Below are 15,106 nucleotides of genomic sequence, written 5' to 3'. Positions count from 1 at the left end.
GATAGTATTACTCATTCTTTATCCTCTCCTAATCTTTTATCATTTAAAAGAGTGGATGCATTGAGTGTTCCATGTCTTTTATATAATACTATTGTAAGTGCTAGCATTACAGCTAAGGTACTTGCACCAATTACAATACTTGTAAGTACAAGTGCAAATGGTAGTGGATATGATGCATGGCCTAGGAAGTTGTTTACATCCATTCCTTGTAGTAAGATGTATGTTATTCCATTAGCTCTGTAACCTAGTGAAACTAGTAATAAGTTTACTCCATCACCTATAAATGCTGCTCCAATAATTTTCTTAAGAACGTTATCTAGATATACTAATGCTACTACACCGATCATCATTAATAATGCACCGGTTACTAAAGCACCTAGTTGAATTGAACTAAATACCATTATAGATCACCTTCATCTTTTGATATAGGTTCTTCTCGTGTTTTTAGAACTGCAATTGCTACGAGTGTTGGTATAATAGCTGCTCCAACTACTGCTTGAGTTAAAGCTACATCTGGTGCAAGTAGCACTTGATAAATTGCTGCTACTGCAAATCCACTTACACTGGTTAAAACTGCCATTTTAAGAAGATCTTTTTGCATTAAGCAAACAATAGCACCTAGAATTGCAATTATATATAATACCCATGGGATTATATTTTGAATTACTAAAGTTAAATCTGCCATTTTATTGCTCCTCCTGTTCTCCACGGAAGTGTCCTTTTGCGATTGCATGAGTTGCAAATGGTGCTAATATAAAGTATACTACACCTAATGCTGGTTGTCCAACTAATATGAGGACAAGTACGCCAACCATATCTACTATACCTAGAATTTCTAGTCTAGCAAATACGTTGTATTTTACATCATCATCAGTATTACATATTAGTCCTTTAGTAGCACACAATATGAGTATACCACCAATTATAAGTAAAATACCAATAATAATTCCTACAGGATCACCTATTGTTAAACTTATTTCTGCTGTTGCCATTATAAATCTCCTCCAGCGAGTGCGTAGGCTGCAGCGATTGTTCCAACAGGACTTAATATTAATATTGCGAATGCTATGTCTCTACAAAATTCAATTGCTGCTACATTATATACTAATGTTAAGAATATTGCTAATGCAATTGTAAAACCAGCAACTCCTGCTAGTGCTGAACCTGTGGTTTTTCTTGCACCTATTCTTATATTTGCAATCATGTAAATTATTAAACATAACATTAGGAACAATTCAGATAGTGTTAAAAAATCCATCTCATCACCCTATGTTTATTCTAACATTTTTTTTATATATGGCTCAAGAGGTATGATTGCCTCAGTTGCACGAGGTGTAATAGCAGAAACTGTTAATACACGTTCATCTTGATCCATGTCTACAGTAATTGTACCAGGTGTTAATGTGATAGTATTACTGAGAATTGCTAAAGATACTGGTCTTTTAAGATCAGGTCTGATCTCTACAACTACAGGATCTACATCTCCCTTGAGACTGCAAGCAGCTGTGTCAAATACTGCTTTTATTATTTCGACTACTAATACTACGAAAAATTCAATTCCGTAGAATATTCTAGTTAAAAACATAAATTAAACTCCGTTTTTATTATAAAATTTAAATCAATTAGCTATAAAAACTCCATACTTAAAAAAAGAAATTATTCAAAATTAAGTATATAGTATATGTATATTTATAAAAATCAACATATTTAATTGTTATGAATAATGATAAATACATATAACACATGTTAATTTTAAATAAGGGGATTAAAATAAACTAAATATCCAACAGCAACAACTAACCATATAATAAATAAAAACAAAGCCATTTTTTGATGAAACTTTCTTTTTATAAAAGGTTTAAATAATGATAAACCGGCAGGTGTCCTTAAATCCAAAATCAAATGACTAAGACCACCAACTAAAAACATACCAAAAACCACATACCAATTAAACATACCAAAATCAAAGCCAAACAACACAAGATAAACAGCCAAAGCTAAGATATACAACATCAAATAACGTCTATGGATAACAAAATAACCAATTAACACCATCACAATAAAAACAATACTACTAAAAGGAACATTCACACCAAAATCAATACACAAACGCATCAAAACAGACACAAAACCCATAAACATAAAACTAAACAAACATGATAAAACAACAATACCAACTAAAGTATGACTAAAACCACGATGACGAGAAAAATAAAAAATAACACCCAAAAGAATTAAAACTAAACCAGAAAGCACATCACCATTTAAAAAGAAAAGTAAAACAGATAAAACAACACCAAAACCAATCATAGAATAAACCTTATGTTTATTATTTTGATGATCTAAATCAGGAACAGAAGCACCAAGTAAAGCAAAAAACAAATAAAAAACATTACTAATAAAAGGCAATCCAAATAATAAACCAGCTAAAGCATGAGACCTAAAAGATGACATAAATACTAATCACACTCCTAAAAAAAATAAATTTTATTTTAACTAAACTATATTTATATAAATATCTAACTATTAAAAATTAAATATTTTATTTATAATTACATAAAATTAAATCATAATTATAAAAATACAATAAAGGATTCATAATTAAATTTAAAGATAAGATTTATATTAAAGTTTAAATAGTAAAAAATTAGCTTGTTAAGTAAAAAAGATATTTTTTTTGAAATAATTTAAAAGATATAAAAAAAGAGTATAATGGGAGGTTAATATGAAAAAATCACTTATTCTAGGTCTTTTTTTACTTTTGAGTATTCTGCACCTTGAATGTCGTGGTATTTTACCATTCCAATCATTTCTCTTTGGTCAATACCTTTATCATCAAATGATACATCTTCTTGGTTGTATAATGCACATGGTGATTGTTTTGTAATTACTTTCATTGATCCTTTATGTAATCTTACTTCAACTATACCATTTACACGTCTTTGCATGAAGTCATTTACAGCGTCAAGATCTTCTCTGAGTGGTTCATTCCAGTGTCCATCATATACTAGTTCTGCATATTTTTGGCTGATCATTTCAGCAAATTTAATTTCTTCACGACTAAAGATTAGTTTTTCAAGTGCTTGGTGAGCTGTGATGAGTAGTATTGCTCCTGGTGTTTCATAGTTTTCACGTGATTTAAGACCAATTATACGATCTTCAATCATGTCTATTCTTCCTATTGCATTTTTACCTGCTATTTCATTTGCTTTTCTAATTAATGCTACAGGTGCAAGTTCTTCATCATTAATTTTTACAGGTTCACCATTAACAAATTCTATTTTTACAATTTCTGGTGTGTCTGGTGCATCTTCTGTTGAGGATGTCCATGCGTAGATATCTTCTGGTGCTGCATTTGCTGGGTTTTCAAGAAGTCCTCCTTCGATTGATCTTCCCCAGATGTTTTCATCTATACTGTAGATTTTTTCTGATGGTAGTGGTATGCCGTGTTCTTTTGCATATTCTTGTTCTTCTGTTCTTGTTAGGTTGTAGTCTCGTACTGGTGCTACAATGTCTAGGTCTGATTCTGATCTGATAGTTGCTTCAAATCTGAATTGATCATTTCCTTTTCCTGTACATCCATGTGCTATTGTTGATGCTCCTTCTTTTTCTGCAATTTCCACAATTTTTTTAGCTATTAATGGTCTTGCATATGCTGTACTTAAAGGATATCCTTCATATAATGAGTTTGTTTTTATACATCTGAATGCATAGTCTTTTGCAAATTCATCTTTTGCATCAATTGTATAGTGTTTTGATGAACCTATTTTATCTGCTGCTTCTTGTGGTCTTTTAATTTCATCTTCTGGTTGTCCTACATCTACACATGCTGTGATTACTTCCATACCATATTTTTCTTCGAGTAATTTTACACAAACTGATGTGTCAAGTCCTCCACTGAATGCTAATACAACTTTTTCCATGTTATTTGTCACCTTTTTATAGTTTTATTTATTTGTTATAAAAAATATTTTTTATTATTCCTTAAAATTTTTAGATTAACAATCTTTTTTTTAATTACTAATTTTTTTTGTATTGTTAATTAAGTATGTATAAATATATCTTTTTAATTTCTTTTAAAATTTATGATATAAGAATGTAATTTTATTATAAAAAAAAGAAAGTTTATTTTTAAAAAAAAGGGGAAGGTGGTTATAAAAAGTATAAAAAAATATTATACTTTTGCTTTTAAGCTGTCATTTGTTGTTATTTGTGTTGTGTTTTTGCTTTGTTTTACTGGTGTGTTTTGTACCATAAAATTTACATTTATTTTATTTACGTTATATTTACGATTTGGTCCTGATATGATTGTTAATGTTTTTATACCGTTGTTAAATTTAAGATCTTGTGCTATTGTGATTGTTCCATTTTCTACTATCATACGGTCAATAATTGTTTTTCCATTGATTTTTAGTGTTACTTTTGTTCTTATTGCTACGTTTTTGTTTGTTATTGCATCTTTAATATCTGCTTTTATCATTAGTTTTCCATTTTCGTAATATACACTTGTTGGTTGTATAAATACATTTGATGGTATTATTGTTACTGTTTGATTTACTTCTACACGTGCGTAGTTTGCATTTGAGAATACTGCAGTTAATATATAGTCTTTTGCTGCGTAATTACTTGGTATTGTGTATGTTAGTGTTGCTATTCCATTAATTACGCGTACTTTTATTCTGTTTCCATTTGCATCTTTTAATGTTACTCCATTAAGTTTGAAAGCTACATAACCGTCTTGGATTAATTTACCATTATCTGATATTATTGCTGTAATGGTAATATTTTCACCGGCAAATACTTCATTTTTAACTGTAATTTGAATGTTTGAGTTTGTTGAACGGTCTACATTAAGTATTTGTGTGTAGTTTTTAATTGGTAGATAGTTGTTATTTTCATCTACGTAATCTATGTTTATATTTACTTTCATTGTGTTTGGATGAATTGTTATTGTACTTTGAGTTCCATTAATTTTGTATGTTTTACCATCGATTGTTACATTCATAACTCCTGTAATGTTTTGATGGTAAATTCCTTCTATTTTTATTGTGATATTTGCATCTTGATTATATTTAATTGGTGTATTGTTTGTTATATTTATAAATGAGTGGAATGGCATTTGAGGTGTGTTTTCTGATATGTTTGCTGCAAATACTGCTTCATCTCCAAGTATTGATTCACTATTTATATCTGTTAGGTTAATTTTATTGTTTGTAACTGTTGCTGATGGTGTATTTATTAGTGGTATTCTATCATTTAGTGGTGTTTCTACTACTGCATTTATTGTATTGTTTTGTATTATGAATTTTGTATTATCATCTTCTGATTTAATAACTGTTATAGGATTTACAGATGTTGCTTTTATTATGTTATTTATTATTTTTACATCATTTGCATTGTTTATAATAGGTGTTATAGTATTTTTTGAGTTAAATTCAATGTTAATATTTGATATATTTGTTTTTATAGCATCAGAGGTTATTGTTATTGGTATATTTTGAATTATAGCATTATGTGTTGTTGATATAATATTAATTGGTTTATTTATTACTATTTTAAAGTCTGAATCTTTAAGATCTGCAATTATTCCTTGGAAATCAAGAGTATCTCCAATTAACACATTATTTGATAGTTGATAATCATCTTTTTTAATAAAGAATTGTTCTATTGTATCATTTGTTATAATGTGTGTGTTACCATTTCTTGTACCATTTACAAAAATTGCATTTAGTTGTGTTGTAATATTATTTGATGTTATAGTTTGTATTGCTTTATCTTCAACATTTGATGTGTCAAATATATTATTATAAATTGTTACATTATCTGAACTTGTACATATTATAGCTGCTGTTTGATCACTACATCCTGTATCCATGACTGTTATATTATTAAGTGTAATATCAGTATTTGGACTATTTTTCATATTAATAGCATTATTATTATATATTGCTCCATAAATATCAGGTATTATTGTAGTCTTGCTATTTCCTTTTATGTTAATTGTATTATTTGTTATATGAGTATTTGCTGCATTTTCAGTTTTAATAGCTGTATTATATGCTCCTGTAAGATTCATTCTATTATTATTTATGGTTGAATTTTCTGTATTATATAATTCTATAGCTGTATTTAATGTAGCATTAATATTGATATTGTTATTTATAATGGTTATATTGTTTCCAGGGGTTGTTCTGCTTGATGAAATAATAGCATATGATATAGATTCTGTATCATTAAGTTGTGTTGTATTTCTACATACACCTTTAATATCATTGTTTGCTATTGTAACATTAAATGATGGATTTGCAAGTTGAATAGCATTTATGTATGTTTCACCATTTATGGTAAATTTATTGTTTGAAATATCAGAATTGTTAAGTGTTGCACTTATAGCATATACATATACACCTTTTGATGCTGATATTGTGTTGTTTATAATATTTACATTATTTCCGCTAATAATTTCTATAGCATCTATTGTACCATATGCTTGATCTTGACTATCAGCTTTTTTTGTAACAGTAATGTTATTTCCACAGATAGTTACATCATCTCCTTCTGAACTTATTGCAGCTGTATTTACGTAAGATTTAGGGTAATAAGTCCAATCTATTGGTGCATTTGGTCCTTCTACTTTAATTGTATTATTTATAATTTTAATTTTTTCAGCAGTACTTTTAATAGGTATTGCTTCTCCTGTTTGTTTTATAAGTTCAATTGTAAGATTTATTATTTTTGTATTTTCACCTTCAGTAGTAATTATTATTGGAACATTCCGAATTACAGCATCTTGTGTTGTTGAAATTAATTTAACTTGTTTGTTAATTACCATTTTAAAGTTTGAATCTGTGAGATTTGCAATTGTTCCTTGGAAATTAAGAATATCATGATCTGATACATTATCTGCTAGTTGATATCCATTTTCTTTAATGAAATATTGACTTATTGTATTATTTGTTATAATATATGTATCTTGAAGTGTACCATTTATATAAATTGTATTTTTATCATCTAAAACATTTGATGAGCCAATATTTTGTATTGTTTTTTCATCATTTGATGTGTTAATTATATTATCAGTAACTCTTATAGTACTTGATTTATTTAGTATAATAGGTGCTGTTTGTTCACTACATCCTTTGTCCATGACTTTCATGTTATTGTTTGTGATATTTACATACATACTATTTTCAAGATAAATTGCATCATTATTATATATTACTCCATAAACACCAGGATATGTTACAATTGAACTATTACCTGTTGAATTTATTTTATTATTTCTAATAATAGTTTTAGGTGCAAGATTTCCTTTAATTCCTGTTGAATATACACCAGAGAGGTTCATTTTATTATCAGTTATTATATTATTTTCTGTGTTAAATAGTTCAATTCCAGTATTTAGTGTTGCATTAACATTAATTGTATTATTTGTAATGTTCATATTAGTTGCTTTTGATACACCTGATGCTATAATAGCATATGCTTTTGATTCATCATATGAAAGTGGTGTTGTATTTTTACATACACCTGTGATAATATTATTTGCAATTCCTACATTTGATCCTGTTGCAATCATATTTCCTATTTGTATTGCATTGATGTATGATTCACTGCTTATATTAAATTTATTATTTGAAACTCTTGAGTTTGTAATTGCTGCACTTATAGCATATACATATGATGCTTTTGATGCTACTATTGTATTGTTTATAATATTTACATTATCACCATTAACAATTTCTATAACATCTATTGTACCATATGGGTCATATGCACTACCATTTGCTATGGTAACGTTAATATTGTTTCCACGAATGGTTATGTCATCACCTTGTGAGCTTATTGCTGCTGTGTTTACTTTCATGTATCTTTCACTAGATGAATTATACCAGTCTATTGGTGCATTTGGTCCTTCTATTTTTATGTTATTATTTAATATTGATACATTTTCAGCTGTATTTAGAATACCAAGTGTTATACCTGCTGGTTTGTTGTATGTGATGTTAATATTTGATAATGTTACACCCATTGCTTGGTTATTTATTGCTTTTGTTATGTTTGAATTACTTATTTGGATGCTGATATTTGTTAGAGTTGAATTTTCAGCATTTTCTGTTATTGTTATTTGTCCATTTTTTATGATACTATTTTTACCTGCAAGGTATATTCCTGGTTTGTTTATTTGGAAAGTTTTATTTTCAAATTTTCCATTAAGAATAATTGATGAGTTTGCAGATATTTTATCTGATAGTTTTCCTGAGTTTGTGAAATATTGATTGTAGTTTGAAGAGTTTACATTTACTGTTGTATTGGATGCTTTTTTAACAGTTTTTACATCTTTTAAATCTTTTTTTGTATTTTTAATTATCTTATTTTCAGATTTAACATCTGTAGTTATTGTATCTTTTTCTACTGGTGTAGTTTTTTCTACATTAATAATATCATTTGTACTTGTTGTATCTGATATTGTTGTTGTATCATTATTTTCAGTTGCATTTATTGAGCTAACTGAAACTAATATTAAAAGTAGTGTTAAACCTAAGAATAAAAATTTATTTTTTTTATTCATAAAAAATCATTTTTTCCTCCAAAACTTGACTTTTTTTTATTATTCCTATTTTTTTAACTAGAATTCAAAATTACTTTGAAATATGTTAGTAAATTAATTTTTAACTAAATTTAAAATATAATGAATACTTGCTTTAATATTTGAATTAAAAATTATATAAATACTACTAAAATTATCAAAAAAATATCCGAAAAATAACACTTTAATTTCAATATAATCAAATAAAATAACTTAAATAAATAAAATAGTATTAAATAGTTAATTAAACTTCATAAAAATAATAATAAAAGTAAATTAAAAAAATATAAAAACAAAAAAACGAAGGGGTAGAATCAAAAAAATTATCTTTAAAAAAAATGAATACATCTTAAAATACAAATATAAGTTAAATTCTCAAATAAAATATAAAAAAAATAATTAAAAAAAAAGATGGGGTGGAGTATAAAAAATAAATTCCACACTACTTATTCTTGATTTTGACGTAGTAGTTGTGTGAAACTTACTGTTGGTTGTGGTGGTTGTTCTGTTTGGATTGTTGGTTCTTCTATTTTTTCACGTTTTGCTCTGATATCATCAAGTTGCTCTGCAATTTTAGCCATTGCATCATCTTTTCTTATTTGAACCATGTTTTTATTAATAACTTTTTGTTCTTCTTTTGCAACTTCAATATCATGTTTTTGTTTTTCTTCAGCTTCAAGTTGTTTTTGATCTTCAATAGCTTCAATTTTTTCAAGACATTCTGCTGCTGCTTGTGCTAGTGGGTCAATTACTTGTGATACTGGTGGTGCGTATGAAAATTCCATTGTTACAACTTCATCACATGTTAGTTTTTGTGATATTATGGTTGTCATTGTATCTACTCTTTCTGCTACTGCTTCTTGTCCAAACATTTGACATCCAATAATTGTTCCATCAAGTTTTGCAATGAGTTTTAGGAATAATGGTTTACTTCCAGGATAATATCGAGCACGAGATAGTGAATCTACATTACTTACTACAACATCAATTCCATTTTTCTCAGCTTCTTGTTGTGTGATTCCTACAGCTCCCATTTCCATGATTCCAATTTGTGATACTGTGGAGTTAAGAACTGGTTTAAATTCTAAGTCATGTCCTACTAGGTGGCGTGCTAGAATTATTCCTTGTCTTACAGCTGTTGTACCTAGAGGTGATAATGTTTTTTCACCAGTTATAGCACTTGTAACTTCTACACAATCTCCTGCTGCATATACGTTTTCAACTGATGTTTCCATGTGTTCATCTACATCTATTGCAAATTGTCCTAGTTCACAGCCTATGCTTTCAGCTAGTTCAGTTTGTGGTCTTACTCCTGTTGAGAGTATTACCATATCTGCTAGTCTTTCTTCTCCATCTATTGTTACAGATTCTACTTTTTCATCACCATTAATAGATTGTACTGCTGAGCCTGTGAGTATGGTCACGTTTTTATCTTGTAAGTGTTTTTGGAATTTATCTGACATTTCTTTGTCAAATGATCTTGGGAATAGTTGTGGCATCATTTCAGCAATAGTAACATCAATTCCTTTATTTGCTAGTTCTGATCCTAATTCTAGTCCTATTGCTCCTCCTCCAACTAGTACTACACGTTTTGCATTTTGTGCGTAGTTTTGAATTTCTTTTCCATCTTCTACTGTTCTTACTTTAAATACTCCTTTGAGATCTTTTCCTGGTATTGGTGGTATTAGTGGTTTTCCACCTGTTGCTATTACGAGTTTATCGTATTTTATTTTTTCATCAGTTTCAGAATCTTTAGTTTTGTATGTTATTTCTGTGTTATCTTTGTCTATACTTGTTACTGTGGTTTCTGTCATTATTCTGATGTTTTTACGCATATATTCTCCTGGTTTATGCATAATTATATCATCAAAGCTGTCTATATGTCCACCTATTACATATGGTATTGCACATGGGGAATATGCTACATTCTTTTGTGTTGTAAATACAATTATTTGAGATTCATCATCATATTTTCTTATGTTGGATGCGGTTGTTAACCCGGAGGCTCCACCTCCGATTATTACAATATTCAATTATGTCACCTTTATACAAAATTATCTAATATATATTATATATGAATTTTATTTATTTTATATTTTAGCTATTTTTTTTAAAAGTTTTTTAATTTTATATATTTTATTCGATTATTCCACGTAGTGTTTGTGCAAATTCTGATTCTACAATATTATCCACACCAAGTGTTTTTGAATGTGCATCTAGTTCTGTTACAACGTAGTCATAACCCATTTCCTGTAATGGTTTTACAAGTCTTGGTCCATCTGTAACTGCTATTGTCATACCTGGTATATTTGCTACATTTACAGCATGTGGAACTCCTAGTATTATTGTTACATCAGAATTAAGATCTTTTAGTATTTCTTCAGCTTTAATACCTGTTATTGGATATTCATCAAGTCCCCCGGTTGTATAGTCAACTGGTTTGCTGATTGTTTCATTCACTGTTTTTGCATGTTTTTGAATGTAGTTAAGTCCAATTGTTTCATCTGTATTTGCAATGTATGTTGGTGGTGTAAGATCATAATCTTGCCAGTTTATAGTCATAATATCAGCAAATAGGTAGCTTGTTTCTTTTTTAGCATTTAATACTATTGTTACTTTCTTGTTATCTTTCATTGCATCAAGTATTATTTTTGCTACTTTTACTTTATTATCTCCATAATTTGGTTCTATGTATTCACCTTTTGCCATTCCACGTGTTTTTTCAAGTTCAGTAGCTTTTTTTAGCATTTCACTTTGTCGTTCTACTTCTTTGTGATTTATTACTCCTGCATCTTCTGCAGCTTTTAGTGTTGCTATTGCACCTGTTGTGTTATCACCAGCACTTACTCCTCCATGTGTTTCAACGATAATTATATCAAAATCTTCTGCAGCTTCTTGTGCTGCTTTTTTCATATCTTCGCCTATTATCATACTTACACATGTTCCAACAATTCCAATTTTTTTAGGCTTAAATGTGTCTGCTACTTCATGTATTGTTTCAATTAGTTTATTTGAAGCTCCGAAGATGTAATCATTTTCATTCATTGCTGTTGTTATTACATGTACTCCATCATCTTCAAGCAAGCGTCCTGTTCTAAAACAACATCCTGCAGGACCATGCATTATTATTACATCAACTTGAAGATCACGTAGAGTATAAAGTGCTGCTGCTATTGGACTTGGTCTTGGGTGTATCATAACATTTCCTCTTTTTTAAGTCTGTATTGTCCAACACTTGAGTATTCTTTATCATCAAATTCATCTTTATTAAGTATTGGTAGTGCTGATATTACAACTTTTTGTACTTTATCATGTTCTAAATTTTTAAATTGTGGATCATCTGTCATTATGATGATACAATCAGCTTCATATGCTTCATCTAGTGTTATTTTCTTTGCTCCATGTTTTTGGATTATTTCTTCTGGTATTTTATCATCACATACTAATACATCTACATCTCGTGATACAAAGTCATCTATTAATATTAATGATACGTTGTTATCTTCTGTTATGAGTTTTGGATCTTCTGTTATTCCTAGTATTGCTACTGTTGTTTCAAACATTGCTAAATGTTCTTTTAGGTATAGTTCTTTTTCTGCCATGTATGCAACGTGGTATGCTACATAGTTGTTTGTATCACGTGTAGTTTGTGATAGTTGTGCTGCTTCTCCATATTCATCAGCTAGATTTACAATTTCCTGGCTATCTCGTATTATATCATTATGTAGTACTGGTTGTGGATTAAGAAGGTTGATATCTTTATTCATATTTGCAAGTTTTATTGCTTCAATTAAATCTATAGTTATAGCTTCTGATAATATAGCTGTTTGGTTTGCTAGTGCTATTAATGTGTCTTTGTATGCATTTTGTATTATTGGTACACATTCTGCTGTTTGTATATTATTTGTTGTTTCAGTTTTTAATGCCATGTCTTTATATAGATCTGTTATTAGGTTTTTTGTATTTTCATTTGAATATCCTATTAGTTGTGTATCATCATCTATATGTGTTATATATGCAAGGTTCATATCTTTTATGATTCCAAGATCATCTATTACTTTTGACATTTTATATACACTTCTTGGTGGAAGTGGTGTATCAAATACTATTGTTTTATTTTCATCTACAAATTCTCTGATTTGTTCACATGCTTGTTTTATGTTTTCTAGGTTATATTTACCAGTGTTAATGCAGCTTTGTGTTAGTATGATTACATCAGCTTCAAGAAGTGTCTGATCTGTGTCATCTTTAGTAATTTGAGTATCGTTTATTTGGACGTTTTTATTATATATTTTTAGATCTGTGTTTAGTTTTTCATATTTTTTAAGATCAGTTTGACTATCTGGGTATATTATTGTTTTCATTTTAGAATCATCTCTATTATTTTTTTTTTATTTTATTTCCCACTAATCCCCTTTTTTTTATAAGTAATAATAATTTGTATAGTTTCTATTTATTTGATATTATACTTATGATATCTGATTGTTTTAGTTCTTGTTCACTTGATATTCTCATGTTTCGTCTTGCATCTATTGCATGGGTAAATCCTTCACCTATATCTGTATGTATACAGTATGCTAGATCTCGTGGATTTGATCCTTTTGGTATTAGTAGTGCATCAGGTAGTATGTTTCCTTTTTGATCTGAGTATTTATGTTCATCTTCAACAGGATATACTACAATTTCATTTAGCACATCATATACAGCTGTATTTAGTGTTTCTTGTATTCCGGTTGATCCATATTTTTTAAGAACATTTTCATCAATATACATTAGAGCTGCTTTTTGTTTATCTGATAATTTAGCTTCATCAACTATTGTAAAATGATCATCACCTGACTGGTATTTGATAAGTCCTGCTTTTTGTGCATTTACTAATGCGAGTTCTGATTCTGCACTTGTTGGTATTACTTGGTCATATTTTTCTTGTAGTCTTTGTATGTTTTCATATGCAGTTGGTGTATCTATTTTGTTTGCTACAATTATGATTGGTTTTGCATGTTCTAGTATTTTTTCAATAAAATCTAGTATTTCATCTTTTTCCCATTTATCATAATTTGTATCGGTAATGCTTCGTTCAGCTTCTAGTACATCATCAAGAAATACTCCTGCTCCACTTAGTTGTTCTGCTATTACTTTTGCAAAGTTAAGATGTTCTGACATAACTTTTCGTATGAGTCGTGGCCAGTTACGTTCAAGTATTGAGTATACCCACATGGTTACTTCTCCTTTTAGGAAGTTTACATCATCTAGTGGGTCATGGCTTCCAGCTTCACATGGATTTCCCTCAGCATCTGTTGATCCTGATGCATCTATTATATGAATTAATGCTCGAGCTTGACTTAAATCATCAAGAAATTGGTTTCCAAGTCCTTTTCCTTCATGTGCTCCTGGTACTAAACCTGCTACATCTATTAATTCTACTGGTATGTAGCGAATGTGTTCTTCACATTTTCCTGTTCTTGGGTTGCATGTAACTTCTAGTTCTCCACATGGACATGGACTTGTTACATATGCAATTGCTGCATTTGCATCTATGGTGGTAAATGGGTAGTTTGCTACTTCAACTTCTGATAGTGTTGCTGAGTTAAAGAATGATGATTTTCCAACGTTTGGTTTTCCTGTTACTGCTATTTGTAACATGTTATTTTTTTCCTCCTGAAAAATATTTTTTTTTTGAAAATGATTATCTTTATTTAAATTAAAACAATTTTTTTTTTATTGTAATTTTTCTAGTATTCTAATATATGTTTATCTTTTTTCTAATTAAAATTAGTTGTTAATAAAAAAAAGTTAGTATTTTATGGTCGTAAATATTAAAATTTAGTTGATTTAAGCTCTTATATTTAGTATAACCTAAAATGAACTATGGAAATCTTAAAATATAATTAATTTAAAAGTAGTCTATATCAAAATAAAAAATATAGGTGATAAAAATGGTAGTATATACAATTACCACAGCATGTGAAGGATGTGAACATGGACCATGTCTAGATGCATGTCAATTTGATGCAATAACAAAAGGAAATCCATACAAAATCAATCCGGAAATATGTACAGGTTGCGGAGCTTGTGTAAAAGTATGTCCGGTAGATGCAATTGTACCAATACAAGAAAGTATTAATTCAGAAGCACAAAAATATGCAGAAAAATACGTAGATGAAGTAGTACAACTTGACGACTAAAAAAAAATACACATAAAAAAAATTGAAATCAAAAAAAAGGAAATAAAGTAGGTGATTAATAATGGTAGTTTATACCGTAACAACAGCATGTGAAGGCTGTGGACATGGACCATGTCTTGATGCATGTCAATTTGATGCAATAACAGAAGGAAATCCATACAAAATCAATCCAGAAAAATGTACAGGTTGTGGAGCTTGTGCTAAAGTATGTCCGGTAGAAGCAATAGTTGAAGTTCAATCAAGTATAGATCCAGAAGCTGAAAAATTATCAGAAAAATACGTAGATGAAGTAGTGCAACTTGATGATTAAAACATTATAGGAAGAATATGC

At 29.0% G+C, this 15,106-nt stretch carries 14 protein-coding genes; 2 read left to right on the top strand and 12 right to left on the bottom strand.

Annotation, left to right across the window (positions count from 1 at the left end; genetic code table 11):
- Positions 1 to 11 precede the first annotated feature (11 nt).
- The 12 genes from MSCUN_RS03690 to MSCUN_RS03635 form a co-directional block, all read right to left on the bottom strand.
- A complete protein-coding gene (locus MSCUN_RS03690) occupies positions 12 to 401 on the bottom strand; it encodes a cation:proton antiporter subunit C (RefSeq protein WP_095607865.1) in 390 nt (129 codons plus the stop codon).
- On the bottom strand, positions 401 to 685 hold the full coding sequence (locus MSCUN_RS03685) for a DUF4040 domain-containing protein (RefSeq protein ID WP_245837609.1): 285 nt from the start codon (positions 683 to 685) through the stop codon (positions 401 to 403). Before MSCUN_RS03685 ends, MSCUN_RS03690 begins: the two co-directional genes overlap by 1 nt.
- A gap of 1 nt (position 686) precedes the next feature.
- Positions 687 to 992 carry a cation:proton antiporter gene (locus MSCUN_RS03680; RefSeq protein ID WP_095607864.1) on the bottom strand — a complete coding sequence of 102 codons (306 nt, stop codon included), beginning with the start codon at positions 990 to 992 and terminating at the stop codon, positions 687 to 689.
- Complete coding sequence (locus MSCUN_RS03675; protein WP_095607863.1) at positions 992 to 1,258, bottom strand: hypothetical protein; 267 nt, start codon at positions 1,256 to 1,258, stop codon at positions 992 to 994. Before MSCUN_RS03675 ends, MSCUN_RS03680 begins: the two co-directional genes overlap by 1 nt.
- Positions 1,259 to 1,273: 15 nt before the next feature.
- Positions 1,274 to 1,585 (bottom strand): monovalent cation/H+ antiporter subunit E, encoded by a 312-nt coding sequence (locus MSCUN_RS03670; RefSeq protein ID WP_095607862.1) that lies wholly within the window; start codon positions 1,583 to 1,585, stop codon positions 1,274 to 1,276.
- A gap of 167 nt (positions 1,586 to 1,752) precedes the next feature.
- The gene (locus MSCUN_RS03665; protein ID WP_095607861.1) at positions 1,753 to 2,454 is read right to left on the bottom strand and encodes a metal-dependent hydrolase; all 702 of its coding nucleotides are present in this window, start codon (positions 2,452 to 2,454) and stop codon (positions 1,753 to 1,755) included.
- A 284-nt stretch (positions 2,455 to 2,738) separates the two neighbouring features.
- Entirely contained in the window at positions 2,739 to 3,923 is a 1,185-nt protein-coding gene (locus tag MSCUN_RS03660; RefSeq protein WP_095607860.1) for an argininosuccinate synthase, read from the bottom strand.
- Positions 3,924 to 4,174: 251 nt separating this feature from the next.
- A complete protein-coding gene (locus MSCUN_RS03655; RefSeq protein WP_095607859.1) occupies positions 4,175 to 8,572 on the bottom strand; it encodes a beta strand repeat-containing protein in 4,398 nt (1,465 codons plus the stop codon).
- Between the two features lie 464 nt (positions 8,573 to 9,036).
- Positions 9,037 to 10,623: an NAD(P)/FAD-dependent oxidoreductase gene (locus MSCUN_RS03650; protein WP_338041715.1), complete on the bottom strand. Its 1,587-nt coding sequence runs from the start codon at positions 10,621 to 10,623 to the stop codon at positions 9,037 to 9,039.
- A gap of 103 nt (positions 10,624 to 10,726) precedes the next feature.
- Entirely contained in the window at positions 10,727 to 11,785 is a 1,059-nt protein-coding gene (gene cfbD / locus MSCUN_RS03645) for a Ni-sirohydrochlorin a,c-diamide reductive cyclase catalytic subunit (protein ID WP_095607973.1), read from the bottom strand.
- On the bottom strand, positions 11,785 to 12,954 hold the full coding sequence (locus tag MSCUN_RS03640; RefSeq protein ID WP_095607858.1) for a nucleotide sugar dehydrogenase: 1,170 nt from the start codon (positions 12,952 to 12,954) through the stop codon (positions 11,785 to 11,787). The genes cfbD and MSCUN_RS03640 overlap by 1 nt, the downstream gene beginning before the upstream one ends.
- Positions 12,955 to 13,039: 85 nt before the next feature.
- Complete coding sequence (locus MSCUN_RS03635; protein ID WP_095607857.1) at positions 13,040 to 14,233, bottom strand: redox-regulated ATPase YchF; 1,194 nt, start codon at positions 14,231 to 14,233, stop codon at positions 13,040 to 13,042.
- Positions 14,234 to 14,526: 293 nt separating this feature from the next.
- Between MSCUN_RS03635 and MSCUN_RS03630 the strand changes: the two genes are divergently transcribed.
- Both MSCUN_RS03630 and MSCUN_RS03625 read left to right on the top strand, forming a co-directional pair.
- Positions 14,527 to 14,775, top strand: coding sequence for a DUF362 domain-containing protein (locus MSCUN_RS03630; RefSeq protein WP_095607856.1), 249 nt, complete (start codon positions 14,527 to 14,529; stop codon positions 14,773 to 14,775).
- A 61-nt stretch (positions 14,776 to 14,836) separates the two neighbouring features.
- Entirely contained in the window at positions 14,837 to 15,085 is a 249-nt protein-coding gene (locus MSCUN_RS03625; protein ID WP_095607855.1) for an ATP-binding protein, read from the top strand.
- Positions 15,086 to 15,106: the final 21 nt, after the last annotated feature.

It is taken from the genome of Methanosphaera cuniculi, from assembly GCF_003149675.1.
Classification (GTDB): domain Archaea; phylum Methanobacteriota; class Methanobacteria; order Methanobacteriales; family Methanobacteriaceae; genus Methanosphaera; species Methanosphaera cuniculi.
The sequence above is the reverse complement of the archived record's forward strand: the minus strand, read 5'-3'. Positions and strand labels throughout refer to the sequence as shown.